The sequence below is a fragment of the Polyangium jinanense genome, from assembly GCF_028435265.1.
Classification (GTDB): Bacteria; Myxococcota_A; Polyangia; order Polyangiales; family Polyangiaceae; genus Polyangium; species Polyangium jinanense.
Genome location: NZ_JAGTJK010000010.1, coordinates 77108 through 103172, shown reverse-complemented (window position 1 = coordinate 103172; position 26065 = coordinate 77108). Strand labels below are relative to the sequence as shown.

Annotated in this window: 27 protein-coding genes and 1 tRNA gene; 14 read left to right on the top strand and 14 right to left on the bottom strand. The window is 67.0% G+C overall.

The window, feature by feature from the left end; translation table 11 throughout:
* Positions 1–193 precede the first annotated feature (193 nt).
* A complete protein-coding gene (locus KEG38_RS20795) occupies positions 194–784 on the bottom strand; it encodes a Uma2 family endonuclease (RefSeq protein WP_272421478.1) in 591 nt (196 codons plus the stop codon).
* A gap of 95 nt (positions 785–879) precedes the next feature.
* On the opposite strand from KEG38_RS20795, the gene hpt reads away from it, so the two are divergent.
* Together hpt and KEG38_RS20785 are read left to right on the top strand one after the other, a co-directional pair.
* On the top strand, positions 880–1407 hold the full coding sequence (gene hpt, locus KEG38_RS20790) for a hypoxanthine phosphoribosyltransferase (protein ID WP_272421477.1): 528 nt from the start codon (positions 880–882) through the stop codon (positions 1405–1407).
* Positions 1404–1718, top strand: a complete 315-nt coding sequence (locus KEG38_RS20785) for a tetratricopeptide repeat protein (RefSeq protein ID WP_272421476.1) — start codon at positions 1404–1406, stop codon at positions 1716–1718. Before hpt ends, KEG38_RS20785 begins: the two co-directional genes overlap by 4 nt.
* Here the strand turns inward: KEG38_RS20785 and KEG38_RS20780 are convergent.
* Genes KEG38_RS20780 through KEG38_RS20770 form a run of 3 tightly spaced genes read right to left on the bottom strand, consistent with a single transcriptional unit; the run spans position 1688 to position 4492 of the window.
* Positions 1688–3235: a replication-associated recombination protein A gene (locus tag KEG38_RS20780; protein WP_272421475.1), complete on the bottom strand. Its 1548-nt coding sequence runs from the start codon at positions 3233–3235 to the stop codon at positions 1688–1690. The genes KEG38_RS20785 and KEG38_RS20780 overlap by 31 nt on opposite strands.
* 1 nt (position 3236) lies before the next feature.
* The gene (locus tag KEG38_RS20775; RefSeq protein ID WP_272421474.1) at positions 3237–3761 is read right to left on the bottom strand and encodes a TlpA family protein disulfide reductase; all 525 of its coding nucleotides are present in this window, start codon (positions 3759–3761) and stop codon (positions 3237–3239) included.
* A gap of 38 nt (positions 3762–3799) precedes the next feature.
* Positions 3800–4492 (bottom strand): YggS family pyridoxal phosphate-dependent enzyme, encoded by a 693-nt coding sequence (locus KEG38_RS20770; RefSeq protein ID WP_272421473.1) that lies wholly within the window; start codon positions 4490–4492, stop codon positions 3800–3802.
* 173 nt (positions 4493–4665) lie between these two features.
* On the opposite strand from KEG38_RS20770, the gene KEG38_RS20765 reads away from it, so the two are divergent.
* Positions 4666–5103: a hypothetical protein gene (locus tag KEG38_RS20765; RefSeq protein ID WP_272421472.1), complete on the top strand. Its 438-nt coding sequence runs from the start codon at positions 4666–4668 to the stop codon at positions 5101–5103.
* 85 nt (positions 5104–5188) lie between these two features.
* On the opposite strand, the gene KEG38_RS20760 is transcribed toward KEG38_RS20765, so the two are convergent.
* The 3 genes from KEG38_RS20760 to KEG38_RS20750 all read right to left on the bottom strand — a co-directional run bounded on the left by KEG38_RS20760 (position 5189) and on the right by KEG38_RS20750 (position 7106).
* Positions 5189–5695, bottom strand: coding sequence for a cyclic nucleotide-binding domain-containing protein (locus KEG38_RS20760; protein ID WP_272421471.1), 507 nt, complete (start codon positions 5693–5695; stop codon positions 5189–5191).
* Positions 5686–6588 (bottom strand): hypothetical protein, encoded by a 903-nt coding sequence (locus KEG38_RS20755; RefSeq protein WP_272421470.1) that lies wholly within the window; start codon positions 6586–6588, stop codon positions 5686–5688. Before KEG38_RS20755 ends, KEG38_RS20760 begins: the two co-directional genes overlap by 10 nt.
* Before the next feature lie 68 nt (positions 6589–6656).
* The gene (locus KEG38_RS20750) at positions 6657–7106 is read right to left on the bottom strand and encodes a GNAT family N-acetyltransferase (RefSeq protein ID WP_272421469.1); all 450 of its coding nucleotides are present in this window, start codon (positions 7104–7106) and stop codon (positions 6657–6659) included.
* A 92-nt stretch (positions 7107–7198) separates the two neighbouring features.
* Between KEG38_RS20750 and rpe the strand changes: the two genes are divergently transcribed.
* Genes rpe through KEG38_RS20735 form a run of 3 tightly spaced genes read left to right on the top strand, consistent with a single transcriptional unit; the run spans position 7199 to position 10232 of the window.
* A complete protein-coding gene (rpe, locus tag KEG38_RS20745; protein WP_272421468.1) occupies positions 7199–7924 on the top strand; it encodes a ribulose-phosphate 3-epimerase in 726 nt (241 codons plus the stop codon).
* Entirely contained in the window at positions 7921–9294 is a 1374-nt protein-coding gene (locus tag KEG38_RS20740; RefSeq protein ID WP_272421467.1) for a hypothetical protein, read from the top strand. The genes rpe and KEG38_RS20740 overlap by 4 nt, the downstream gene beginning before the upstream one ends.
* Entirely contained in the window at positions 9291–10232 is a 942-nt protein-coding gene (locus KEG38_RS20735; protein ID WP_272421466.1) for a PLP-dependent cysteine synthase family protein, read from the top strand. Before KEG38_RS20740 ends, KEG38_RS20735 begins: the two co-directional genes overlap by 4 nt.
* Before the next feature lie 17 nt (positions 10233–10249).
* Here KEG38_RS20735 and KEG38_RS20730 read toward each other — a convergent pair whose 3' ends face one another.
* Both KEG38_RS20730 and KEG38_RS20725 read right to left on the bottom strand, forming a co-directional pair.
* A complete protein-coding gene (locus tag KEG38_RS20730; protein WP_272421465.1) occupies positions 10250–11692 on the bottom strand; it encodes a hypothetical protein in 1443 nt (480 codons plus the stop codon).
* Complete coding sequence (locus tag KEG38_RS20725; protein WP_272421464.1) at positions 11689–11943, bottom strand: pentapeptide repeat-containing protein; 255 nt, start codon at positions 11941–11943, stop codon at positions 11689–11691. The genes KEG38_RS20730 and KEG38_RS20725 overlap by 4 nt, the downstream gene beginning before the upstream one ends.
* A 629-nt stretch (positions 11944–12572) precedes the next feature.
* Between KEG38_RS20725 and KEG38_RS20720 the strand changes: the two genes are divergently transcribed.
* Positions 12573–12659, top strand: a tRNA-Ser gene (locus KEG38_RS20720).
* 82 nt (positions 12660–12741) lie between these two features.
* On the opposite strand, the gene KEG38_RS20715 is transcribed toward KEG38_RS20720, so the two are convergent.
* The 4 genes from KEG38_RS20715 to KEG38_RS20700 form a co-directional block, all read right to left on the bottom strand.
* Positions 12742–13839, bottom strand: coding sequence for a tyrosine-type recombinase/integrase (locus tag KEG38_RS20715; RefSeq protein ID WP_272421463.1), 1098 nt, complete (start codon positions 13837–13839; stop codon positions 12742–12744).
* A gap of 5 nt (positions 13840–13844) precedes the next feature.
* Positions 13845–14159, bottom strand: coding sequence for a hypothetical protein (locus tag KEG38_RS20710; protein ID WP_272421462.1), 315 nt, complete (start codon positions 14157–14159; stop codon positions 13845–13847).
* Positions 14156–14410 carry a hypothetical protein gene (locus tag KEG38_RS20705; protein ID WP_272421461.1) on the bottom strand — a complete coding sequence of 85 codons (255 nt, stop codon included), beginning with the start codon at positions 14408–14410 and terminating at the stop codon, positions 14156–14158. Before KEG38_RS20705 ends, KEG38_RS20710 begins: the two co-directional genes overlap by 4 nt.
* A 131-nt stretch (positions 14411–14541) precedes the next feature.
* On the bottom strand, positions 14542–15189 hold the full coding sequence (locus tag KEG38_RS20700; protein WP_272421460.1) for a hypothetical protein: 648 nt from the start codon (positions 15187–15189) through the stop codon (positions 14542–14544).
* Positions 15190–15435: 246 nt separating this feature from the next.
* On the opposite strand from KEG38_RS20700, the gene KEG38_RS20695 reads away from it, so the two are divergent.
* The 7 genes from KEG38_RS20695 to KEG38_RS20665 all read left to right on the top strand — a co-directional run bounded on the left by KEG38_RS20695 (position 15436) and on the right by KEG38_RS20665 (position 25779).
* A complete protein-coding gene (locus tag KEG38_RS20695; protein ID WP_272421459.1) occupies positions 15436–15912 on the top strand; it encodes a hypothetical protein in 477 nt (158 codons plus the stop codon).
* Between the two features lie 64 nt (positions 15913–15976).
* Positions 15977–20857, top strand: a complete 4881-nt coding sequence (locus tag KEG38_RS20690; protein WP_272421458.1) for a DNA polymerase — start codon at positions 15977–15979, stop codon at positions 20855–20857.
* Between the two features lie 1077 nt (positions 20858–21934).
* On the top strand, positions 21935–22153 hold the full coding sequence (locus KEG38_RS20685; RefSeq protein WP_272421457.1) for a hypothetical protein: 219 nt from the start codon (positions 21935–21937) through the stop codon (positions 22151–22153).
* Positions 22150–23319 (top strand): BRO-N domain-containing protein, encoded by a 1170-nt coding sequence (locus KEG38_RS20680; RefSeq protein WP_272421456.1) that lies wholly within the window; start codon positions 22150–22152, stop codon positions 23317–23319. The genes KEG38_RS20685 and KEG38_RS20680 overlap by 4 nt, the downstream gene beginning before the upstream one ends.
* A gap of 29 nt (positions 23320–23348) precedes the next feature.
* Positions 23349–23540 carry a hypothetical protein gene (locus KEG38_RS20675; RefSeq protein WP_272421455.1) on the top strand — a complete coding sequence of 64 codons (192 nt, stop codon included), beginning with the start codon at positions 23349–23351 and terminating at the stop codon, positions 23538–23540.
* Positions 23541–23810: 270 nt separating this feature from the next.
* The gene (locus tag KEG38_RS20670) at positions 23811–24338 is read left to right on the top strand and encodes a hypothetical protein (protein ID WP_272421454.1); all 528 of its coding nucleotides are present in this window, start codon (positions 23811–23813) and stop codon (positions 24336–24338) included.
* A 673-nt stretch (positions 24339–25011) separates the two neighbouring features.
* Complete coding sequence (locus KEG38_RS20665) at positions 25012–25779, top strand: hypothetical protein (protein ID WP_272421453.1); 768 nt, start codon at positions 25012–25014, stop codon at positions 25777–25779.
* A gap of 84 nt (positions 25780–25863) precedes the next feature.
* Here the strand turns inward: KEG38_RS20665 and KEG38_RS20660 are convergent, their stop codons facing one another.
* Positions 25864–26058 (bottom strand): hypothetical protein, encoded by a 195-nt coding sequence (locus KEG38_RS20660; RefSeq protein WP_272421452.1) that lies wholly within the window; start codon positions 26056–26058, stop codon positions 25864–25866.
* Positions 26059–26065 lie beyond the last annotated feature (7 nt).

Below are 26065 nucleotides of genomic sequence, written 5' to 3'. Positions count from 1 at the left end.
CGTTGACAGCCGAGCCCATGCGTGTCGGCCGCGCGAGGACCCACCGTCACCCGGCCGAGAGCCGTGGTCACCTCGCCAGGACGCATGGTCACCCGGCCGGGACGCATGGTCACCCGGCCGGGACCCATGGTCACCTCGCCAGGACGCATGGTCACCCGGCCGGGACCTGTGGTCACCCGGCCGGGACCCGTGGTCACCCGCCCGTCGACCCTCGCAGCGCTTCCCGGAACGCCCGCACGGCTTGGCTCTGGTTCGGCGATTCAACGAAGCTCTGGAGCAGTGCCAGGTCGAGCTCCGGCAGGAGAGCACTCCTCGTCGCCTTCTCGTACCGACCGTCCCTGAGGACGTGAACCGAGAAGCCCGCACCTCGCTCCCAGATCCACACCTCGCCCACGCCGAGGCTCCGGTAAATGTCGAGCTTGTTCAGGCCTCCGCTCGTCCACACGACCTCGATGGCCAGTTGTGGGAGGTCGCCACCCGGCACGCCGAGCGCGTAACACGCGTCCGGCTCCAGCCCTCGCCCGACGAGCGCGTTCTTCAGCGTCCAGGAGCCGTATCCGTTGAGATCGAGCCCTCGTTCATCCGCGTAGGCCTCAACGAGCCGGCAGAGCGTCTTCTTGACCCCTTCATGGTGGAAGGACGAACGCATCAGCTCGATCGTCCCGTCGAGAAACGCCATGCGCGCGCCAGCTTGATCCCCACGGTCGGCGAGCAGCCTCTCGTAGTCCTGCCACGTCATCCCGTTCAGGATCACCCGCTCATCCTCGGTCGGCTGAGGCGCCATGCAGGCAGCATAACGCGCCGTCGGATCCACCGGGAGCGCGCTCGCTTCACGTCCACCTAGGCGCCCCGCGCCGCCGGTGCTAGCTCGCGCTCCTGATGGCCACCAACGTCTCCACGATGATCGACGCCGACAGCATCGCGCAGCGTGTGCGCGAGCTCGGCGCCGAGATCACGCGCGACTACGCGGGGCGCAACCTCGTCCTCGTCTGCGTCCTCAAGGGCAGCTTCGTCTTCACCTCCGACCTCGCGCGCCACATCGATCTGCCGATGCGCGTCGAGTTCCTCGGCGTGCGCAGCTACGGCGAGGGCACCAAGTCCTCGGGCGTCGTGCAAATCACCCACGACCTCACCAAGCCCGTCGAGGGCGACGACGTCCTCATCGTCGAGGACATCGTCGACACGGGCCTGACGATCGCGCACCTGCTCGACCTGCTCCGCACGCGCAAGCCCGCGAGCGTGAAGGTCTGCGCGCTCCTGCACAAGCCCGCGCGCACGCGCATCCAGGTGCCGATCGACTACCTGGGCTTCACGATCGAAGACAAGTTCGTCGTGGGCTACGGGCTCGACTGGGCCGAGCGTTACCGCAACTTGCCGTTCATCGGTCTCGTGGAGTCGGGGTCATGAGCAAGCGCCTCGCGGTCCTGGAGAGCATGATCCAGAAGGGATCGAAGGATCCCTTCGCGTGGTACGCGCTCGCGATGGAGTACGCGGGAGCGGATCGGATCGACGACGCGCTTCGCACCTACACACAGCTCCGCGACATGGATCCGAACTACGTGCCGCAGTACCTCATGTGCGGGCAGATGCTCGTGAAGGCAGGGCGCGTGGATGCGGGGCGCGAGTGGCTCGAAGAGGGCGTCACGCGGGCGCGCGGGAAGGGCGATTCACACGCGCTTTCGGAGCTTCAGTCGGCTTTGTCGGCGCTCGACGACTGAGCCTTCGGATCGGACGACTCCCTCACCCCCGACCCCTCATTCGACGCTTGGGGGCTCCGCTCGGACGAGCCGAGCTGCGCCCCCAAACCCCCCTCTCGGGAGAGGGGAGGGGAGGCCTCGCCCTCGGGGGTGTTTTCTTCTTCGTCGTGACGAGATTGCTGCGCGCGTATCCATCGCACGCGCTCGGCGATCACCTTCTCGTAGCCGCGCTCCGTCGGCTCGTAGAAGTGCGTCCCTGCGATCTCGTCCGGCAGGTACGTCTCGCCCCACGCGACGCCGCCCTTCTCGTCGTGCGCGTAGCGATATCCCGTCCCGTATCCCTCGCGCTTCATGAGGCCTGTCACCGCGTTGCGTAGCTTCATCGGCACGGGCAGGCTGCCTCTCTCGCGCACGACCTCCTGCGCCGCCTTCCACGCCATGTTGCACGCGTTCGATTTGGGCGCGCACGCGAGGTAGAGCGCCGCCTGCGAGAGGAAGTAGATCCCCTCGGGCATCCCCACCCGCTGGAACGCCGCGTCCGCCGCGACGGCCACGTCGAGCGCGCGAGGGTCCGCGTTGCCCACGTCCTCGCTCGCGAAGATCATCATGCGCCGCAAGAGAAACAGCGGATCGTCGCCCGCCTCGAGCATGCGCATCAGCCAGTAGATCGCCGCGTCCGGATCCGATCCGCGCATCGATTTGATGAACGCGCTGATGACGTTGTAGTGCTCTTCCCCCGCCTTGTCGTAGAGCAGCGTCTTCTGCCCGCTCGTCTGCACGACGTCCTCGCGCGTGACGCGCGCGCGGCCCTCGCGCTTCGCCTCGTCGGACGCGATCTCCAGCGTCGTCAGCGCTCTGCGCGCATCGCCGCTCGCGAGCTTCGCGATCGCCTCGATCGCCTCCTCGTCCGCGCCCACCGACCCCGCGAGCCCCTCCTGCGATGCGAGCGCGCGTCGGAGAAGCTCCGTGATCCCCTTCTCGTCGAGCAGGTTCAAACGGAACACGCGACACCGCGACAAGAGCGGCGCGTTCACCGCGAACGAAGGGTTTTCCGTGGTCGCGCCGATCAGCGTGATCGTCCCGTCCTCCACGTGCGGCAAGAACGCGTCCTGCTGCGCGCGGTTGAACCGGTGGATTTCGTCGACGAACAGGATGGTCCGCTTCCCCTCGTACGCGCGTGCCTCTTTCGCCGCGGCCATCACTTGCCTGAGCTCCGGCACACCGCCGAGCACCGCGTTGAACGGGACAAACCGCGCCCGCGTCGACTCCGCCACGATCCGCGCGAGCGTCGTCTTGCCCGATCCAGGCGGCCCCCACAGGATCATCGACGGCACCCGATCCGCCGCGATCGCATGCGCGAGCAGCTTGCCCTCGCCGACGAGATGCTCTTGCCCGACGAGGTCCGAGAGCGCGCGTGGTCGCATCCGCTCGGCGAGCGGCACGAGCTCCGCGAGTTTCGGGTCACGCTTCAGCGCGGCCTCGAACAGCGTCGGGCCCGCGTCCTTGTCGCCGCCGCGAGGACTTCGCCGGGCCGTCATGTCACCGGTCCAGGAGCGCGACCACCGCGCGCTGAATGCTCGACGGATCACGCCCCACGAAGCGCACCGTCCCCGACCGATCGACCACGAACGTCGTCGGCACCTCCGACACGCCGAACGCGTCCTGAAGCCCGTGTCCGGTATCGTGCACGATCGGGAACGACACGCCGAACGCCTCGGCCCCGCGCGCGGCTTCGTCCGCGCTGTCGTCCACGCTCACGCCCACGACCACGAGCCCCTCGGCGCGTCGATCCTGATAGAGCCGTTCGAGCGCGGGCATCGTCTGCTGACACGAGCCGCACCACGACGCCCAGAAGTCGATCACGGTCACGTGCGTGCGGAGCGTGCCCGGCACATCGACCGAGCGGTCGTCGATCGCGGTCTCGTGAAACGGCGGCGACGTCGAGCCGAGCAGCGGATGGCCCATCGACGCGGGCATGGCCGGCGCGCAACCGAAGAGGCCGATCGCCCCGGCGCAAGCGAGCACGCTCGGCGTGGGAGCGATGGAACGGAGAGGACCACGCATGGGGATAATCGAACTCTAGGCCGGCTCGTCTGCGAAGGCTATCGGGCGCCGAAGATGGCCGAACCGACGCGGACGATCGTCGCGCCCTCCTCGATCGCCACGTGGAAATCGTGGGACATGCCCATCGAGAGCTCGGGCAAGAGCGCGGGCGCTTCGAGCGTGTCGCGCAGCGCGCGCAGGCGCGCGAAGTACGGGCGGACGGCCTCGGGATCGTCGAGGTAGGGCGGGATCGCCATGAGCCCGACGACGCGCAGATGCTCGGCACGCCGCGCCGCTTCGAGGAGCAGAGGAACAGCCTCGGGCGCGCATCCGGCCTTCGACGCCTCGCCGCCGACGTTCACCTCGAGCAGCACGTCGAGCTTGCGCCCGAGCGCGCCGGCGCGCTTGTCGAGCTCTGTCGCGAGCTCTTCACGGTCCACCGTGTGGATGACGGCGGCCACGCTCGCGGCTTGTTTCGCCTTGTTGCGCTGGAGCGCGCCGATGAAGTGCAGCCTGAGCTCCGGCAGGTCCGCGAGCGCTGCGGCTTTCTGGGCCAGCTCTTGCACGTAGTTCTCGCCGAAGTCGCGTTGACCTGCGTCGTACGCGGCGCGGATCGCCTCGACCGGCTTGGTCTTCGACACCGCGACGAGCCGCACCGAGCCCGGGCTCCGCCCGGCTCGGATCGCAGCTTCGTCGATGCGCGCGCGCACAGCGGCCAGGCGCGCGGGGATCGTGCACTCTTGCTCGTTCACGGGCCTCACGATACCGCGCCGCGCGCCCCTCGCGAGCGCTGCACCTGTGCCAACGGTGAGCGCGATCCGGGCGTCCGGAGACGTGCCAAGCTGTGCCGCACATGCGCCCGTTTCCTCAGTGGAAACGACGTTGGACGTCATGGCATGATGGTTGCGGCACAGCGTCCTCAGCCATGCGAAAGCTCTTCGTCCTCTTCGTCGTCACGAACCTCGCCGTCGCGGCGTGTTCCTTCAACCCGCAACCCGATCCGCCTGGAGCCACCGAGACAGGCAGCGCGGGCGCGGGCGCGTCCGACGGGGCGGGCAACGGTGGGGGCGGCGGCGCATCCGGGTCCGCGGGCGGCGTGGGTGGCTCGGGCGGCGGTTACGAGGGGGACGGCGGTCCCACCGGGTCGGGTGGCGAAGGCGGCTCCGGTGGAGCGGGCGGCGCGAATAGCTCCAGCTCCAGCGGCAGTGGCGGCGCAGGCGGCGCAGGCGGCGCAGGCGGAGAGGGCGGCGCCGGTGGTGCCGGTGGCGCAGGCGGCGAAGGTGGTGCTGGCGGCGAAGGTGGTGCCGGCGGCGGTGGCGGCGCAGGCGGCGCAGGCGGCGCAGGCGGCGCGCGCGGCAAGTAGACGAGGCGGATAGACGCCCTCACCCCCGTCCCCTCTCCGTTGCAAGAGAGGGAGACGTGCGGGGGTGAGGTGCGTCGAGGCGTGGCTAGCCGTTCCGGTTTGGCCGGGTGTACTCGTCGATCACGTTGGCGACGAGCTCGGCGAGCAGGTTGTCGCAGACGCGCAGGCGTCTGGACATCTCGCGCGCGATGTTCAGCACGAGCAGCGAGTAGGCGCGCAGGTCGCGCCGGTAGAGCGAGTCGAGGTCGTGCGCGGTGATCCGCAAGAGCCTCGAGGGCGCCACGGCGCGCACCGTCGCCGAGCGCGGCAGCACGTCGAGGATCGACATCTCGCCGAACCAATCGCCCGGGCCGAGCACGGCCACGCGCGTCTCGTGCTTGCGCTTCGACTGCTTCAAGACCTCCATCTCGCCGTCCAGCAAGACGAACATCTCGCGACCGCTGTCGCCCTCGCGGAACACCACCGAGCCGGGCGGGAGCTCGATCAGATCGAGCGAGCCCGACAGGTCTTGCAAGACCTCGTCGCCGAGCCCGCCGAACAGGCCGATCTCCCGCAGCCGCTCGCTACCCTGGAAGCCGAGTTTTACAGACATGCGCCGTACGTCACGTTGCCGATGATCACTTCTACCTGGTCGTTGCCGATCGTGATCGGCGTACAGGTCGCGCCCGAGGGACAGCTCGCTGCGTTCACGTTGCAGTACTTCAAGCACTCGCTCACGCTGCCCGTGTTGAAGCACCCGTACGTCGCCGCGCAATCGGTGTCGTCCGTGCACGCGGAGTTCTGCGTGCCGCTGCCCGCCTCGCGGCACGTCGTGTAGAGCCGCATCTGCCCCGCCGCCTCGCGTCCGAACGTGCAGCCCGTGCCCGCCGCGCAGCCGACGTTCGTCGTGGCGTTGCAGTTCTCCGAGCAGAGCGTGACGCCCGCGACCTGGCCGCCGCTGCCGTTGTTGAGCTTCACCACGCAGAGGCCGCCCGGCGCCGTGCACTGCGCGTCGGTCGAGCAGAACTCGCCGCACGTGCTGATCGTCGGCGTCGTCGCGAGGCAGATGCCGCCGGCCGCGCAGTCGTTGTCGATGTCGCAGAGCCCGCCGATCGGCACGCTGCCCGCGGGCACACACGCACGCACGTCCGTGCCGTCGATCGTGCACATCTCGCCGGCTGCACACCCGCACTGCGGCGACACGAGCTTGCAGGGCGTCTCGCCACACGCGCCGCCGCCGCCGGATCCGCTCGCGGACGACGACGACGACGAGGACGAACCCGCGCCGCTCCCCGACGAGCTCACCGCGCCGCCGCCCATGCCGCCCATGCCGCCCATGCCGCTCGCGGACGACGAGCTGTTCGACGCGGGCCCCGGCCCGCTCCACTCGCCGCCCTCGCCGCCCTCGCCGCCGCTGCCCGTACCCGAGCTGCCTTTCGCGCAGGCGCCGATCACTGATCCCACGAGCGAAACGAGCCCTATCGCCACGACCAAGCTTGTTCTCATCGTCACCTCGCGCGAACGGGAGCAGGAGGAAGATGCGAGAGAAACCTTACGCCCAAGGGGCGAAAGCATCAACGAGCGGCGAGCTCCTTCGTGAACACGATCCGTTGACGTCCCGGGCCCGCGTAGTCCTCGACCTCGGCCCTCGACCAGCCGAGGGCGTCGTGGAAGCGCACCGAGCCCTCGTTGCCGAGCGTGGTGATCGCCTTCATCAGGCGACAACCGGCCGCGTCGCAGTCGGCTTCGAACGCGGTGTAGAGCAGACGCGCGACGCCGCGGCGGCGGTAGTCGGGATGGATGCCGACGATGTGCACGTAACCGACCGGCCCTTCGGGCGCGATGAACCCGAACAGGAAGCCCACGAGCTGCTCGTCGTGCTCCACGACCCGCGCGAGCTTTCCGAGCTCGTAGAAGAAGATCGGGTGCGCGAGCGCGCTCGTGGGGCCGCCCCACCAGCGGTCGATCACGCGTACGATCTCGTCGTAGTCGGACTTCTTGAGAGGTCTCGTCGTCAGCTCCACGGCGCCTCCTGCGTGAGCCCGGCTCGGGCTGCCCCAGGGTAGCCGCTCTTGGGCTAGGGACCCCACTGCAAAAACATGCTAGCCGTAGCCCCGTGAGTCGCGACGCAATCCGCATCGCCCCCTCGATACTTTCCGCAGATTTCGGTCGCCTCGCCGAGGAGGTCCGCGCCGTCGAGGCCGCGGGCGCCGACTGGATCCACGTCGATGTCATGGACGGGCGCTTCGTGCCGAACATCACGATCGGCCCGCTCGTCGTGCAAGCGGTCCGCGCCGCGACGAAGTTGCCGATCGACGTGCACCTCATGATCGTCGAGCCCGAGCGCTACGTCGCGGATTTCGCGAAGGCCGGCGCCGACCTCATCAGCGTGCACGTGGAAGCATCGCCCCACCTGCACCGCACCCTCCAGCAAATCCGCGCCCTCGGGAAGAGGGCCGGCATCGTCTTGAACCCGCACACGTCGGAGGAGTCGATCCGCTACGTGCTCGCCGACTGCGACTTCGTGCTCGTGATGAGCGTGAACCCGGGCTTCGGCGGCCAGCGCTTCATCCCGAGCGCCTTGCCCAAGCTCGACGCGCTCCGGCGCACGATCGACGCGCAGGGCCTCGCCGTCGACCTCGAGATCGACGGCGGCGTCGCGGTCGGCACCGCGCGCGAGGTCGTCCGCGCCGGCGCGCGTGTGCTCGTGGCAGGCTCGGCCGTGTTCAACGCGGCGTCGGGCGCGGGGGACCTCTCCTTCGACGAGCGCGTCGCTCGTTACGCCAAGGCCATCCGCGCGTTGCGCGAGGACGCGGCTGCGGGCGTGGGGGCTGTGCCGTGAAGCGAGCCTGGCTCGGGGCCGTCGCCCTCGCGCTCGTCTCCGGCTGTGGCCCCTCCTCGCCGCCCTCGCGCGCTCCCGCGCCGGAACGATCCAGCCATCCGGCCCCTGCCCAGCCCAGGGAGATCAACCTGGACGACGAGTCCCCGCCCGACGCCGAGAGCACGGCGGCGGTGCAGAGGATGCTCCAGCGCGTCGCGCGTGCGCGCGGCCTACCGATCAAGCGGACCGTGCCGGGCAAGGTCCTCGATCGCGACACGATGCTCCGCCGCATCCGCGAGACGGTCGAAGAGGACACGCCGAAGGACGCGCTCGTCGCGCAGGGCGAGTTTCTCGCCGCGCTCGACGTGGTCCCTGCGGAGTACGACTTCGTCGCCGGCGCCTTGGCTCTGCTCGGCGGGCGCATCGCGGGTTTTTACGATCCGGAAGACGGCGCGATGTACCTCGCCGACGACCTCGGCGAAGCGGAGGCCGAGGAGACGCTCGCGCACGAGCTCGCCCACGCCCTCGCCGATCAGACGTTCCCGCTCGCGCCGATGGTCGAATACGCGCCGGGCGCGAGCGATCGCCTCTCGGCCGTGCATTCGGTCATCGAGGGCGACGCCACGAGCGCGATGCTCGACGTCACGCTCGGCTCGGCCTTCCAGATGACCGAAGAGCAGGTGCGATTCGCATTCGTCGCGTCGACCGCGATGTCCGACATCGGCCAGAAGACCCCGCGCGCCATCACCTCCTCGCTGATCTCGCCCTACACCGACGGCTTCGCATTCATCCAGGCATTGCGCCGCCGCGGCGATTGGCCCGCGGTCGACGAGGCCTGGCGAGCGATGCCCGAGACGACGGAGCAATTGCTACACGTCGACAAATTCCTCGCGCGCGAGCCGGCCGAGGTCGTCGCGCCGCCGGTGCTCGGCGCGCTCGCGCGGCAAGGGTATCGGGTGCTCATCGACGACGTGGTGGGCGAGCAGGGGCTCCGGATTCTGCTGGAGGACGTCGGGAGCCGCGCGCAGGCGCGGGATGGCGCGGCGGGGTGGGGCGGGGATCGATTCATGGTGGCGGCGCGCGAGGAGGGCGCAAAGCGGCTCTTCGTCGTGGCGTTCCGGCTCCGCATGGATACGGCGGCGGACGTGGCCGAGGTCGCGGAGCTTTTCGCGCGCAAGTATGGGAAAGGTTGCCGGGAGCGGGATACGCTCGGCCCTGTCGTCTGGGAGGCGCGGGGTCGGGATATCGCGTTCGTCGCGGGACCTTACGAGAGGGATGGGGGACGACCGCGGACGCGGGGGCAATGCGCCGATGCGGTCACTTGGCTGGGGGAGGTTTGGCAGGCCGCACCACCGAATGGCGAGGCGGGCAGGGCCCGCGCGGGACGATGACGACGAAGACGCGGACGATCCTCGACGAGATTGGCCATACCCCCATCGTGCCGCTCAAGCGTATCGGCAAGGGCCTTCCCGTGCCGGTGTACGTCAAATGCGAGCACCTGAATCCCGGCGGCAGCATCAAGGACCGCATCGCGCGGGCCATCGTGGAGGACGCCGAAAAGCGCGGCCAGCTCAAGCCCGGCGCGACCCTCGTCGAGGCCACGGCCGGCAATACGGGCATGGGCCTCGCGCTCATGGCGGCGGTCCGCGGCTACGAGCTCGTCTGCGTGATGCCCGAGAAAATGAGCGTCGACAAACGCGCCGCGCTCTCCTCGCTCGGGGCGCGCCTCCACATCACACCGAACGATCCCCCGGATAGCCCCGACAATTTCCGCAACGTGGCCGAGCGCCTCGCGAAGACGGAGGGCTGGTTCTTGACCGACCAGTTCCGGAACCCGGCGAACATCCGGGCGCACGAGGAGACCACGGGCCCCGAGATCCTGGTTTCGATGGGCCGCAAGATCGGCGCATTCGTGGCCGGCGCGGGCACGGGTGGCACGATCACGGGCGTCGGCCGGTATTTGAAGCGCCTCGCCCCGGGTGTACGAATCGTCCTCGCCGACCCGCGCGGCTCGGTGTTGGCGCATTGGGTGGAGACCGGCGAAATCGGCCCCGACGGGCCCTACCGCATGGAGGGCATCGGCGCGAGCCGGCCGCCGGAATTGCTCGACCGCACGGTCGTCGACGAGGCGATCACCGTCAGCGACGAGGACGCATTTCTCATGACGCGTCGATTGATCCGCGAGGAAGGTCTCTTCGTGGGCGGCTCCTCGGGCGCCGCCGTGGTCGCGGCGCTCCGCGTGGCGGCGAGCGGCGACCTCCAGGGCCCGGTGGTCGCGATCCTGGCCGATAGCTGGGATCGTTATTTCACCCGCGAATGGCTCCGCTAGCCTAGCGAGCGCGGCGGCTACGGACAGACGCCTGGCGCGCCGGGCAGGATGCGGATGTCGTCGATGTTCCAGCTCGAGCACGTCAGCGCGCCCTGCGACATCACCTGATACCCCCAGCGGACGCGGAACTGACCATTGCCGGCGGCCTGTGCAGAGATGTCGTACTGGAATCTCGTCCACACCGCGTCCCTTGCCTTGGGTTCCGCCCCGTTCGCGGGTACGCCGTAGATCTGGACCCACGTGCTGCCGTTGAAGACCTCGATCGTCGAATTCATGTACGGCGGAGAATCGCTGTTGAGGTAGCGCCAGAATTCGAGGGTCACGGCGCCGGAGGCCCCGCTCATGTCGATGGCGGGGCTCGTCATGACATACGGACCCTGGACGACGCCGGCGAGGTTCCCACCGATGAGCACGCCTGCCAACCCGTTGTCCGCGGTGGGGGTATGATCGGTCGTCGGATCCGGGTTCACGATTGGCGGCGGTGGAATCGTCGGATTCGAGATCGCCGGCCCGATCTGCCAGTTGGGTCCGAGTACCCAGCCCTTGCTGTTGTCGGTAAACACCTCGCGGAAGTACACGACGGGGGTGAACACGCAGCCCGTGGCAGGGTTACATGTGTCACTCGTGCAGGCATTGCCGTCGTTGCAGGGGATCTGCGTGTGCATGACGCCAGTCATCGGATCACACGCGTCGTTCGTGCACGCATTCCCGTCCTCGACGTTCACCGGGACGTGAAGGACACCGGTCGCCGGATTGCAGGAATCGGTCGTGCAAGCATTGCCATCATCGATCTCGACCGCCGCGTGGCTGACCCCGGAGGCCGGATTGCAGGAATCGGTCGTGCAGGCATTGCCGTCATCGATGTCGATCGGCGTGTGTTCGACGCCGGAGGCCGGATCGCAGAAATCCACGGTGCACACATTGTCGTCGTCGACGTCCACCTCCATGTGCATGACGCCGGAAGCCGGATCGCAGGCGTCGATCGTGCAGGCGTCGCCATCGTTGATGTCGACCGGCGTGTGACTGATACCGGTCAATGGATGGCAGGCGTCGATCGTGCAGGCGTCGCCGTCGTCCGTGCCAATCGGAACGTGGTTCGGGCCGATCGTCGGCTCGCAGGAGTCCGCGGTGCAAGCGTCGTCATCGTCGATGTTCACCGGTTCGCGCGTGCAGGTGCCGCCGTCGCATTCGTCCACCGTGCACGCATTGCTGTCGTCGCAGTCGAGATTCGCCATGCATTCGGGGGCGCCGCCGGTCCCGCCGGTCCCGCCCGAGGCCGCAGTGCCGCCGTTGCCATTTCCTTCGGCGCCGCCGTTGCCGCCCGCGTGTGTCGGGTTGCCCGGATCATCTCGAACGGTGGGCTCCTCGTCGCCATTGCAGCTCGCCACGAGCGCTACGGAAACAAGCCCCGGTAGCAGGAATCGCCAGCGGGTGCGCGTGTGCAGGGGATCGGTGCTCATCTTGCCTCGTTTCGCAGCGGTAGTCGTTCCGCGTCCGCAAACACGGCCTCGATGCAATGGGCCCGGCGGACGTCGGCGTCCGGGAGACGCACGCCGTCGAATCGGGCCCGGTCGAGCGTGGTTTTCACGAAGACCGCGCGCGGGCCTGACGCGCTCCGGAGCTCCGCCTCTTCCATTTTGACCCGGGTGAAATTACTTTGCACGAGCTGCGCGGTGAGCTCCGGCGGTGCCCTTGTGAATGGTTCGCTCATGGCGTGGCCCTCCCGTGGGGCCGATTCATGGGTAGAAAATGATCTTGGCGTCAAGCCCCTTCGCCGACGAACTTCGCGAGCAAATCGCAGAGGCCATAAAGGTGCGCGCACCGGCGACCATTCCGGATGGCCCCCGGTGCCGTTGAAAAATCTGCGCAGCGTTTTTCACGAATTGCGGCCCGGAGGCGCCGGAGGACAGAGCGGGCTGTCCACGCGCCTCCACCGCCGAGCCGGATGCGCCTGGGCCTTCGCTGGTGCAAGCGCGATGGGCTCGTGGTAGTTCTGCCTCACCGAGGTGCGCAGCCAGGTCGGGGAGGACCTCGACCTGACCGATCCGGAGAGGGAGACTCCGGTGGGATCCTTGAAATCTCGTCCCGTGAAGAAAGGATCGGCGAGCGCCCGCTTCCGGACGACATGGAGGTGCAGGCGTACCAGGCCGGCCGTTCCAGGCAGCAGGAAGGGCCCGTCGAGCCCGTCGAGCCCGTCGCGCCACCCCCTGGCGAGCCCGCAGAGCTAGACGTTCCGCATGCCAAGAAGCGTCGCCGGCATGCCCGCGGGAGGTCGACCTCGGCAGCGACGTTGACAAACGCCGAGGGAGGTGGCAGAAAACGCAGTCGATATACGTATTTGGAGGAGTGGCCGAGTGGTCGAAGGCAGCGGTTTTGAAAACCGCCGTACCCGGAAGGGTACCAGGGGTTCGAATCCCTTCTCCTCCGCTGAAATCCCTGAGGATTTCGATCCAGGGCCCGGGGAGCCCTCGAGCAGCCACCGAGCCCCATTCACACACCATTCACACGGCTAGGTTCGCCGCCGGGTGAAGACCTTCACCGCCTCCTTTTTCAGGTTCTCGTTGGTGTGTGCGTAGCGCTGGGTCACCGAGAGGTGCAGGTGGCCGGCGAGCTGCTGCACCGTCGGCGCCGAGGCGCCGCCCTTGAAGCACTCCGTGATGAAGAAGTGCCGCAGGCCGTGCAGCCGGGTGGCCGGCACCTGCGCCCTGTCGAGAGCGCGTCTGAAGGCCCCGCGCAGACCGCTTTCCGTCCAGGGTGTTCCCTTGCGGGAAGGGGCCACCGGATCGGTCGGCTTGTGCGGCTTTTTGCTCGCCTCGACGAGCAGCTCCTTCAGCACGGGCGCGATCGGGATGCCCCTCTCGTGCCCGGACTTCGGCGCCACTACCTGGCCATGGGTAATGGTTTGTCGGATCATGAGCATATCCGAGTCGAGGTTCACATCCAGCCATCGGAGGCCGCGTACCTCACCGGCCCGGAGGCCAGCATAGGCGGCAAGCCCGATAGCGACACGGACGTGGGGGTCGGCCGCAGCAACCACAGCGTCGATCAGCTCGGGCGACGGCGGTTCGTACACCTTTGACTTCACCCGATTCAGCTTCGGGAAGTCCGGCTTCTTGTCGTGGTGACCGAGCTCGACCGCATTGCCGATGATCGTGCGCAGCGGAATGACGATATTGTTTCTCGTCGAGGCCGAGAGCTCCTCTCGCGCGAGCTCGAGGTCGAACGCCGTCACCGCCGCCCGGTCGATCTTGCTGAGCGGCCACGAACCGAAGCGAGGCAGGAGGTACGCGTCGACGTTCTTCATGTACCCGATGTGCGTCGACGGCTTGAGCTTCTGCGCGAGCGTGGTCTTGTAGAGCTCGACGGCCTCGCAGAAGGTCATCTCCGGCTTCGGCGGCGTGTGCTCTCCCTCCGGCGCCTGGTCGGGGAGGTACCCCTTCTCCGCGATGGTGGCGAGCAGCCGCCGCTCTTCCTTTCGCGCGCCGTCGGCGGTCTGCAGGAGGGCGTTCCTGAAGTACCGCTTCTTCTCGCCGGTGCGCGTGTCCTTGTACGTGAAGTCAATGATCCAGGGGCGCCCAGGGCGCCGCGGGTCTCGTCGCACGGTCATGCCGGTCAACTCCTCTCCGGCCTGACCGCGTGCTTGGGACGTGCTGAAGAAGTAGCACAACTGTAGCCGCTCTTCTTATCCCCGTTCTCGATGTCCGCGTGCCACGCGGCGCTGAACTGCACGCGCCAGAGGCGACCGAACTTGCGGGCACGGACGCCGTCGATGTTCGACTCAATCCCGCCGTCAGGCGCGCGAACGGCATGGCGCTCGATGCTCCGGCGAAGCGCGTCAGCGGACATGCCGAGGAACTCGGCTGCGGTTCTGATCGAGACCCAGCCGCGCGGGCTCTGGGGCTCTGGCGTAGGCGACGTCTTGCTCACGTCGACCTCCGAGAGGACCCCGCGTCCTCTGTGCCCTTGAGCTTCTCCCGGATGTTCGGGGAGGCGACGCCGGCGCGCACGAGCGCGATGGTCCCGCGCCGAACCCCGAGGCCCGCGAGCGCCCGGCCCAGCGCCTGTCGCGAGACGTTGAGCTCGGCCACGAGGGCACGCTCCCCGAACTTCTCGATGAACGCGTGCAGCGCACGCCGTTCCTCCGCCGACAGGGCGAGGTCCCTTGCTGCATCATTCATGGGCCAAGGCGTAAGCCCCGACCGCAGATCGCTCCACGGCACGGTGTCCCGGAGGGCATCGTGTCGAATTCCGAGACGCTCGCGTCCTCGATGACGCAGCCGCGTGCCTCAGGGCCGCGCGGCCCCGTCGTTCAGTCCTCGGGAACCTCTCGCATCCACCTCTTCGTCGGCTTGGACGCGCGCTTGTTCGCAAGGCCCATCCGGCGCCGCTCTCGATCAATCGCGTCGCCGATCGTCATGCCCTGGTTGAACGAGAAGTCTTCTCCCTTGTGCATCAGCAGGCTGATGATGGCGAGCTCTCGATCGTTGAGCTTCCGGCCGTAGGGAAGCCCCGCGAAGACGTTCGGCCCGCGGACGTTCACGCTCTTGACGAGGGCCTGCCGCTTGTCGATGGGGCGCGGGTACTCGCCCACCTTCTCCTTGAGCCCTTCGAGGAGCCGACGGTGCCGCTTCAGCAGCTTGTGCAGCTCGTGCGCGTAGTAGATGCCGTGGTCGCGGCGGCCCGCGTCGAGGCCGTGGCTGTCGAAGAAATCGAAGGCCGCTGACGCCGCCTTGCCGAGCGCGTTCATCACGCGCCAGGCGTCGGTCTCGATCTGCGAGCGCGCGAGTTCCGGCTCGTGCCAGCGGAGCGGATGCTGGCTCCAGGGATGGCCGAACAGCTTCTCGTACTCCTCGGCGCACGCCGGGATGAGCTTCTCGAGGAGAGCCGCCTTCGTGGAGAAGGTCTCCGTCCTGCGCTTCGTCGTGATGCGTTTCGTCGTGCCGCGCTTCGGCTTCATCGTCGTCAGGCCCGAAGTGTACTTGATGCGCCCTCGCCGAGGATCTGCGACGTGAGTCCCCGGCGCACCGGCTGGCTGCGAGTCGGGGAAGAAGAACAACAATAAGAACAGCGGCACATGTACAAGAACGTGTCCCGTGAGTACTTCTCTCGCCCTACGAAATGAGGCGTTTCAGAACAACACGAGCATGTCGTTGATATTTTTGATGCAGTGCTTCCGGGGGCTCGCTTCCCATATCGCGGATCCTTGTGGCTCAATTACGCCACGATGTTCCACGCAGGTAAAACAACGAAGATCACCGGGCTGTCGTACCGACAGCTCGACAACGCCGTCCGAAACCGTCGCCTCCGGCCGAGCGCTGGAGCGGCGCGTGGCCGCGGCACGGTCCGAAGCTTCAGCCAGCGGGATCTGGTCGCCCTCAGGCTGACGCAGCAGATCCTCGCGGCCGGTCACCGACTCGGCCCGTTCTTGCACATCATCAAGTACGTGCAGCATGGCAAGCGGCTGCCCGCCCTCGAGAAGCTCAAGGGCACGGTGCTCATCAGCAACGGAGCGAAGGTCCAGTTGCTCGACGGCACGAAGGTGAATCTCTCGGCGACGCTCGGCGCGCGGGGGGTGATCTACGCCGTCGACCTCGGAGCCGCTGCGGAGCATGTGTGCCGCGGGATCGAACGGCTCGCCACTACATCCAGGCAGCACCCGCGCCGGGGGAACAAGAGCTGAAAAAGAGAACGGCTCCATCCGCCAGGTCTGCCCAGGCCGCGGATGGAGCCGTCCAGGAGATGTCATGACTCTAGCATGCGCTTCCACGGAATCCAATGCCGGGGACGAACGGGTGCTGCCCTTCGAGCCCCATCACATCAAGTACCTTGAGGACCGCGCCATCGTTCCAGATTGGGCCGCCGAGGCCGGTCTATGGTCGGTCTCCGCAGAGGAGGGGGCGAGGCAGCTCGGTCGGGATCAGCCTCTTCCCTGCGGCGGGATCGCGATCCCGTACCACAACGCGCCGGGATATGTACGAATCAGGCTCGACGAGGGCAAACCTCGCTACCTCGCCCCCGCCGGGCGGGAGGTCCCTATCTACATCCCGCCGGGGTGCGAGTTTGAGGGCTCCGCGCTGCTCTACGTTGTCGAGTCGCCGGGCAAGGCGCTGGTCCTCCAGGACAACTTCTTCAATGCTATCGGGCTCGGCGGGATCTACTCGACGCTCACGAAGGACCACAAGCTCAATGACTCGTGGAACGTGGTGGGCCTCGTCCGGCGCGAGGTCTTCATTGTGTTCGATGCCGGCCGGGCGGTGAACCCAGATGTAGCGCAGGCAGAGGCTCGGCTGGTCATGGCGCTCGAGCTGCGCGGCGCCAAGGTGAAGGCGGCGGCGCTCCCGCTGCGCGATGACGGCGAAGATCAAGGGCCGGACGACTTCCGCGCCGCGAACGGGTATACGGCGCTCTGCGATGTGCTCGCCGCGGCCATGCCAGCGAACCCCATCGACCGCGTCGCCATTCTTGCCACTCTGCCCACGCACGAGGCGCGTACGAAGGCGGCGATGGCGCTGCTCGCGGACATGCCGTTCTTGGCGGCGGTCCAAGCGCGCGGGGTCGTCGCCGAGTCGGCGGTGGCCGAGGAGCTCAGCAAGTACAAGGTGAAGCCGGCCGCATTGAAGCGCGCCCTGAAGGAGTTCGAGGGCAAGCTCAAGGCGAGGAGGAAGCGCGACGCCGAGGTGGCGCCGCCCATGTCGAAGTACGTCGTCCAGGAAGGTAAGTTCTGCATTCTGTCCGGGATCGGCGACACGACGCGCGTCGAGCCGCTCTGTAACTTCACGGCGCACATCGAGCGGGAAGAAGTTGTCGACGACGGTGCCGAGCAGAAGCGACACCTCGTCGTGTCCGGGAAGCTGGCAACTGGTGAGCCCCTGCCTGCGAGGCGGGTCGAGGCCAAGGATCTCGATCACGAGTTGTGGCCGATCGAGCAATGGGGCCCCGACGCGATCATGTATCCCGTTCAGCGGGCGCCTCTTCATCTGCTCGCTGCCATCCAGGAGTCGTCGAGGTGGACGAGGGGTTACTCGTTCACACACAGCGGCTGGCGCGAGCACAACGGCGAGATGATGTTTCTGCACGCCAACGGCGGAGTGGGGGCCGCGGATGTATCGGTTCGCCTCGAAGGGGAGCTCGCGCGCTACAAGCTCCCGGCCGTGGCAGAGGACATCCCGGAGGCTATGAAGCTCGCGCTCTCGTTCCTCGAGCTGGCCGACCCGCGGATCACCGTGCCGCTCTTCTCTTCTGCGTTTCGAGCCCCCTTGCAGCACGCGTTGTACTGCGACTCGACCGTCTCGCTCTGCGGGCCCACGGGTTCCATGAAGACCACGCTCGTGGCCCTGCTCATGGCGTTTTACGGGAGCTTCGACGCAGAGCACCTGCCCGCGAGCTGGTCGTGGACGGTGAACCGCCTCGAGCAGACGATCTTTACCGCGAAGGACATGCTCGTCGCCATCGATGACTTCGCTCCGACAAAGGCAGAAGCCGGTGATGATCTGCATCGCAAGGCGGCGCAGCTCCTGCGTGCTATCGGTAACGCCAACAGCCGCGGCCGTCTCCGCGCCGATCTTACCGCGCGTCCCGACCGCCCCCCACGCGCTCTCGTGCTGAGCACGGGCGAGGACGCCCCGAGCGGGGAATCGATCCAGGCACGTCTCATTACGATCCGCATGAAGCCGGGCGATGTCGATCGCGTGAGGCTCACCGACTTGCAGCAGAACCGTGACCGGCTGCCGCACGCGATGCTCGGTTACATCTTGTGGTTGAAGTCGCAGATGAACGGCCTCCGCTCTTTGATGGAGAAGCGCTTCATCGAGCTGCGCGCCGAGCTGCACCAGGAAGGCCAGCACCTCCGCGCTCCGGCGGCGATGGCTCACCTGCTGCTGGGCATGGAGTACTTCTGCCTGTTCGCGAAGGACATCGGCGTCCTCGATGAGAAGGGGTCCAGTGCGCTCTTGCAGAAGGCCCGCACCGCGCTGCGTGCCAACGCAGCCGAGCAGAGCCGCGCGGCCGTCGACGTGAACCCCGTCCACCGCTTCATCAACGTGCTCCGCACGCTCCTCGTGCAGGGCAAGGTCAAGACGGTCGACGTGACGTTTGCGCTCGACACGGCCGAGGGGAAAGGCATCGGCTGGGAGGACAAGGACCACTATTACCTGGTCCCCGATGCCGTCTACACGGCTGTGGTCGAGGCCATGCGTGCGGCAGGGCAGTCGATGCCCCTCGCGCAGCGCATGCTCTGGTCACGGCTCGTGGACGACGGGTTCGTTCTTCCGGGCGATGAGGAAGGCCGGTCGACTCGCAAGAAGCTCGTGGGTGGTCCGAATGGCCAGCGCGAGCGCGTGTTGTGGTTCGTTCGGGAGAAGCTCGAGCTGCGTGACGAGATCTCCGAGCGAATCGACGAGTGCGCCGAGGAGAAGAACGACGAAGGAGATGACGACCCCGACGATGGCCCCGGCGGCGGAGGGGCAGGCGGCGGCAGCGGCAGCAATCAGGGCGGGGGTAACTCCGGCCCGCAGTTCGGTCTGCCCTTCCCGGTCATCCGCTCGCCCGAGCCGGTGGGGGTGGTCTCGTCCCGCCCCGAGGCCGCGCCCCGAGGCCCCGTTCCCCAGAACGGAACGGGGCGCGGAACGGGGCCCAGCTCGGGCTCCGGCGAGACGCACGAAACGCGGCAGATCCCGATGGTCACGGGGACAGATGGTGAGCGGGACATGGTTGATATTCCATCCGGCCCCGAAGCCCCGTTCGCTCAGGGGGAGAGGCTCTACTCCTACGTGCCGCAGAACGACGTGGGGGCTGGTCGCGCGGATGCAGAGTCTGCCTATGGGCCCTCTCTCTTCCCCCGGGCTTGCGGGGCTTCGGGGCCCGACCAGCTCAACATCGCACGATCGCTACGGTTTTCGCGTCCCGAAGCGCGCCCCGGAGCACACGCGCACCGGGGCGCGGCACCATACGATGCGGGGCCGGGTGATCGGGACCACTTCGCGGGCGCGATTCTCCGTGCTGGCCGCGTGGGCCTGGTCGTCCACTCGACGGGTCCCGATATCACCGAGGGCCCTGTCATCGTCGCCGTCGCTCTGCCCGATGGCCAGGCGCGGGTGTTCCACACGTTCGGTGGCGAGGAGCTCGGCCCTGTCGCCGATGCCCTCTGTCAGGTGACGGTCGTCGGCCATGACCTCAAGGGCGCGCTCGCGCAGTTTCAGTACCACCTCGGCTTCATGCCGGGCATGGTGGTGGACACAGCCATCGCGTGGCGGCTGCTCGACGGCGGCAGGCACCTCAAGAACGACATGTACTTCTCCTTCGAGCGCGCGTGTGAGCACGCGTTCGACAAGAAGATTGTCCAGACGAACATCAATTGGTGGATGACGCCCAGCCGCGAGCTACGTGATGAGCTCGCGCAGGAGGCGCGGGATGTCTTGCGTCTCGCGGACATCTTCCAGAAGGAGCTCCAAGAAGCGCGCCTCGAAGAAGTAGCCGCGCTCGAGTTCAAGCTCCTCCCCATTGTCGCCCAGATGGAGGTGAGCGGCGTGCCGATCAATCGAGACCAGTGGAATCGGCTTGTCGACATGTGGGCGAACGAGGCCTCGGAGCTGAAGAAGAACCTCGTTGCCATGCTTGGCGTGAAGGATCTCGATGACAACGATGAGATCCTCGCGGCTCTTCATCGACTCGGTCTTCAGGTCGAGGGCACAAGCGGTGAGGCCCTCGCGACGTACATGCACCTGCCCGTGTCCCAGCAGCTCGTCCTGTACCGGCGCAAGAACGGCTTTGTCACGGGTGCCGGGGACGGCGTGCTGCGGGCCTTCAGCCGTTCCGAGGACGGGCGCGTGCACGCGACGTTGAACCAGATCAGCGCCGTGACTGGCAGGCTCAGCGCGCGAGAGCCGAACCTGCTCGGCCTGCCGCGCGACAAGCAGGTGCGCTCGTGCATCCAGGCTCCCCCGGGCAAGAAGCTAGTCGTCGGGGATTACAACGCGATCGAGCTACGCGTGCTCGCAGACCAGACGGGGGACGAGAAGCTCAAGGAGGTGTTCGGGAAGAGCGACGGGGACCCGCACCGACACACGGCGTCGCTGTTGATGAACGTGCTCGAGAACCAGGTCACCGACGAGCAGCGCAACCGGGCAAAGCCCGTGAACTTCGGGGGCTCGTTCGGGATGGGCGTGAACAAGCTCATCGCCTACGCGAGGAAGCACTACAAGGTGGACCTCACGCCAGAACAGGCGGCGCAGTTCAAACAGACGTTCTTGCAGAACCACGCCGGGATCGCCGCGTGGCAGAAGAAGATGGCCGAGGAGATGCCGGGCGAGCTACGCACGAAGAGCGGCCGGGTCTCGTACTACTTCGACCCCGACGAGGACTACAACGCGCGCCTGGCCTTCCCCATTCAGGGCACTGCGGCCGACGGCATGAAGCAGGCGATGGTCTTCCTCGCCCCGCACCTCAAGCGGATCGGAGCGCAGATGATCCTCGCGGTGCATGACGAGCTGCTTGTTGAAGCCCCCGAAGAACACGCCGAGGAGGTCAAGGTGCTCATGCGCGACTGCATGATCGCCGGGATGAAGAAGTACGTGCCCTCGGTGCCGATTGTGGTCGAGCCCAAGGTGATGTCGCGCTGGGAGAAGTAGATGGGCCACGGGCGGTGGGCACACGAGCTCCCCCGCCCATCGGCTCACGCCCGCCGTGTTCACGATCCTGGGCGCGCCGGTCAACCCCCACGCCTTCCACCAACCCGGCGTCAAGCACAGCAAAAGCACGAGAATAGGCGCCTTTTTGCCAACAGGGACGACTCGGCAAGTCCCTTGTGATTCTACAGAGCGCTATGACTCCCTCGGGACCAGGCACCTGGATGTTCCGTTCGGGCCCAAAGCACAGGGCCCATCCGGATCGCGAAGTGGCTTGGAAACCGGGTTTTCGCTCTCCAGAAGGCTGGGATCGACGCGGGCCGCGTATGGAGATGGTTCCTCGGAGAGGTTGACTCTGCCAGTGCCTGCCGTCGTCCTCCTGGCACTCGAGGTGGTGGGGTGCAGGCTGGACCGGGGCCGAGGGCCTTGTGGTGCGACGGGCGAAAGGCCCGTCTCTGAGCCAGCGACAGATCTGCGAAGGTCTCGGGCAGGTCCACCGCCCAGAAAGTCGCGACGTCGCGACTTTGTCGCCGAGAGGCCGAGCTACGGCCGGGCCTCGCTGGCGAGCTTGAGAACGGGGTTGCAGGGGGTCTGCGGCCATCGCAGACGGGCCCTTCTTCGGCAGAACAATCGACATCCCAATACGAAGCGCTGCCGCCAACTACCTCGACCGACGCATCCCGGTCAGGTCATCCAGGTGAGCGGTTGAGCTGCCTCAGCGCCTGATTCCTGATCTTGCTCGAGGGCTTGCAAGCGATGCGGTCGAGGAGGTGGGGCTGGTTCTTGTCGTTGATGGTCCCCAAACGTCCCGTCGTCGTCCGCAGCCTGTATATGCGTCCGCCCTGCGTGCCGATCCCGCGCGTCCGGCGAGCGCGCCGGTCAACCGCGCCGTAGTTCCTCGAATGGTCGGTGTCGACGTCCGCATTCAGCTCCTGCGCACGCGGCGACCGTCAAGCACGGCAGGGCATGGCGGGATCGCACAGGATCGCACATGGACCTATATAAATCTGTATAATGACAGATGCTATCTTGCGGGAAAACAATGATATCGTTAATATACGTTGAAAAGGAGGGTTGCGGATGTCCAGCAGTAGAAAACGCACTGGCCGGCGGCCGGGGCGACCGAGGGTCATTGGAGGACCCGTCATTCAGCCCAAGATCACGCCAGAGGACGACAAGAAGCTCGGAGAGCTCGCCGTGCTCGGCGAGTTCGAGGGCAATCGTGCACACGTGATGCGGGTCGCGCTCAGGGAACTCTACGAGCGCAGAATCGGAAGTAGGAAGGAGAAGGCCACATGAATAGCGATAAGCTCATGAAGTACGATGCGATGTTCGAGGGAAAGTCCCTCACGTTCCACGTGTTCCGCGACAAGATCTGTGTCATCGCGGCCGAGCTCGGGGCGGCGCTGGGATACGCCGATGGAGGCAAGGGGCTCCCGAAGACAATCGTCGACGACTGGGGTGATGAGTTCATCAAAGGGCGCGACTACGATGTGCTCGAACGGCAGGATCTAAAGGAATTCAAGGGGCTCGTGAAGGATACTCGGGGAACCCGAGTATCCTTTGCCGCCCGCCTCATGGTCCTCTACGAGAGCGGCGTGGACCTGGTCGCCCTGAAGACCGAGAAGGAGCTCGGCAAGAAACTCCGGCGCCTCCTAGCCGATGAAGTTCTGCCGAAGCTGCGGCGTGGAGAGAGCATCCCGGGCACTTCGTCTCCTGCAGCTTCCTACCGTCCGCAGCTCCTCGATCCGAAGGTGGCGGATCTCCTGCTGGCCGACACCCCCTCGGGACGCGCGTGGTTGCTTCTCCAGCTCGCTCAGGTGGCGCAGCAGGTCGGGATGTCTTCCAGTCGCATCGAGGGCTACCTGGAAGCGGCTGGAGCGCTCCTGATGGAGCCGAAGAAGCCAGCTCTGCCCTCCGCGAGGGCGGTGCCTGTCGCTGTGCTACCCGAGCCGGCGGAGGCACCTCCCAAGCCCGTGCAGGAGGTGATCGAGTCTATGGCTCCCAAAGTGCCCGAGCCAGCCCCGCCTTCACCTCCGGCGCCAGCCCCGCGGCCTCTGGGTCGGCTCTCTGGTCGCCTATCTCCCGGGGGGCTTCCGGGCATTGTCCGCGCTCCTCAGCACCAGCCGCAGCCGGCGGGCTTCTATCCGCCCCAAGATCTTGATGGCGACGGTCAGATCTCGATCTCTTCGCTGGCCCGCTACTATGGTGTCAGCCGTCAGCGAATCGGCCGCGTGGTGACCTGGAGCCTCGAGAAACACGGGGTTAATCTGCGGCACGATGCTCGCTATGCGGTGCGTGAAGTGATTCCGGGAGAGCACGTAGATGCTGACGTCTACCGACTGACCGAGGAGGGCGCCGCGGTGTTCAACAAGCACTTCTTCGAGTACGTGCAGCAGCATCCGAAGGTCATCAGTGAGCTCGATGAACGGCATAGGAGGGGGCTGTTCCGCGCCGTCGCATAGATGCGGTACAATCGACGCGGAGATTAACCGTGAGCAATGACAAGACCCTGACCTGGGCAGAGGCTGCAGAGGAGTGGCGCGCAGCCACTGCCGAAGTATCAACTGCTGCTGCGGATCTGGGGGCATCGCTGTCCTATTACTGGAAGCTGGTGGTCGGGCTGCTGATCGCGATGAAGGGCCTGCGCCTGGGGCTCGACCTGGCCGTGCTGCTTTCCCGGTGACCTCTCCAGGTTGCATCCGGCACGGCGTCAAGGAGCGGCTGGATAGAGGGCACGTCACGGTCGACGACTGCGCCCCCCACGGGGGCGCGGTCCGCGGATCACGAACCTGCCCCGTGGCGTGTAACTCGACGCGCCACGCCCCGGTACCCACACGCCCGAGAAGATCGGCATCAGCCGATCGGCCATCCAGCGCTTGCGCCAAATCGACCGTCTACCCTCTGAGGTGCGGCAGGTGCTGACGACACGAGAACGCTGACCGCCAGGATCTCCGTGGAGCTCTCCATCAAGATCGAGGGCAAGCCGATCGCGGAGGAGCCCGCGCCGGAGCTAGGCTTCACGGGCTTCGAGGGCATGCCCATCGCGATGGCCTTTCCTGACAGCGAGCCCCGGAGCCTGGACCTGGAACTCGGGCGCCGGCTCGGCTATGGGCGCCCGCGCGAGATCCGTGCGCTGATCAAGAACCTCTCAGATGGAGGCTTCCTCGTGGTCGACGATCAGCGCGGCGCTGCGCCGCGCAGTCCACGGACCGCGGAGTACTGGCTGACCGAGGAACAAGCCCTCTTCGTCACGACCCAGTCTGGAACCACACGCGCTAGGGCGATCACCCTCCAGCTCGTGCGTGCCTTCATCGCTGCTCGTCACGCGCTGAACAAGCCGATCCTGGACAAGGACCTCGTGAGCCCACTCGAAGCCACCCTGCGTCGCTGTACGGCAAGTACGAGCAGATCGAGAAGCGCCTCGATCGCATCGGGAACAACAGCGGCTTCGGCGTCCGCCCGATGCCGCTCGTGCCCCTAGGTCGATCCCGAGGATGCCGGCGACTCACCCGGACGCCCCCGATCCTGATCTCGGCGGTCAACCCCTTGAGCTCTTCTCGTGCGTCGGCACGATCCTCGTAACTTATTGAGATGGCGTCGCTTTGGGCTGATCGGACTCCCCTGTTCTGACCGGCCGTGAAGTAGCTCTTCTGTTCGCCGGCCCTAGGGTGCCCCCGGGAATCGGCAGTTGGTTTTGCCGTTCGACCAGCGTCGATTTGGGGGTGAGGCCGAATCTCGGACCGAGGCCGAGTTGCGTACCTGCATGAGATCAAAGGAGAAGCTTCTCCGTCGGGGTCGATTTGGACCCCATCCCGGGTGAGGGCCGCTCGGGCACTGCGACCCCGAGCCATCGAGCGCGAACCCTCGTACCGGCGATCCTGATCCGTACTTCTTCAACTGGTCGGGCGACGTCATCGGGGCGCGAACGCTGGCCCTCGGACTCGCCCCGCCAGCCCGTGCAGCACGGTTGCCGAACGGCAGCGCCTGGAGTAGCCTTGCGCTCGCGTTGACCCGACGCGTCACCTCCTCGGACCTGCCGCCTCCAGGTCCCTCGCGGAGGCAAAGGTGAGCACCATCTCATCCGGGTCAGATGCGAACTCCAGCGCATCGACGCGGTGAGGCGGCCGTCATCGGTGTGTACGTGGAGTTCGAGCATGACCACCAAGAGGGACCTCAAGTCGCGCATTCGTGATCGCATGGCGAAGACAGGCGAGGCGTACGCCGCAGCACGCCGCAACGTCTTGGCTGGCGCTGCCGCACCGTCGACGCTCGTGGCGCCCGCCTCGAGCGCCCCGGATATTGCCCCGAGGCCGTGGCACCGGCTCATCGAAACGTCCGCTGACGAGGCTCGGGCACTCCTGAGCGAAGCCCTGCGCCGCGAGCCGCAGCTCACGCACTTCGGGATCGGTGTTTATGAGGAGACCCGGAAGCGCAGCGACGCGGTGAGGTCCGGCGGCATGAACCCCGGCGACTTCATGCGCATCTCCGCCGAGATGGCCGAAGGGAAGACGCCACTCGACGAGGTGCTCGCGCGGTACGGGATCACCAAGCCCACGTGGGAGGCGGCGCAGGCCGCGATCGACGCTATCGAGCACGAGTTCCAGTCTGGGCGAGCCGCCCTCGCCGAGCATCTCGAGGAGCTCGCTGCCTGTGCGGACTGGATCAAGCGACAACGGCCGATTGCGTCCTACAACGTGCGGCACACGTCGTACGGCTACAAGCACTCCGTCGAGCGGTGGTTCGACGAGCGAGGCGGCCCGCATCTCTACGTCGCCAACGGCAGCTTCATCGCCGCAGCCCTCGGCCTGGGGTTCGAGGCGAAGCTCAACAACGCCGGCCCGCCGAACGTGCACTTTAAGTTCTCGGAGCGCACCGTGAAGGCACCGCTGCCGACGCCCCACGTGCACGAGCGCACTGCCTGACATCGTCTGACCGAGCAGGGCCGATCCAGTACGCCGCGGGAGTGCTCGACAATGTCTCAGCGCGGCACGTCGTAAAACGCCGTCTCACCCGCCCGCGCGCCGCGGCCCGAGCGCGTCGACCTTGGCCACAAACTCGACAACGGTGAACCAGTTCGGGTTGCCCATGGCCTTCGAGCGGCACTCGTAGTGCTGCGTGCGCCAGGTGCCCGTCGCAAGGTCCTTCGCCAGCTCGGGCCCCGGCTTGCTTTGAACCTCCAGCAGGGCACAAGCCTTCCCCACCCCGAGC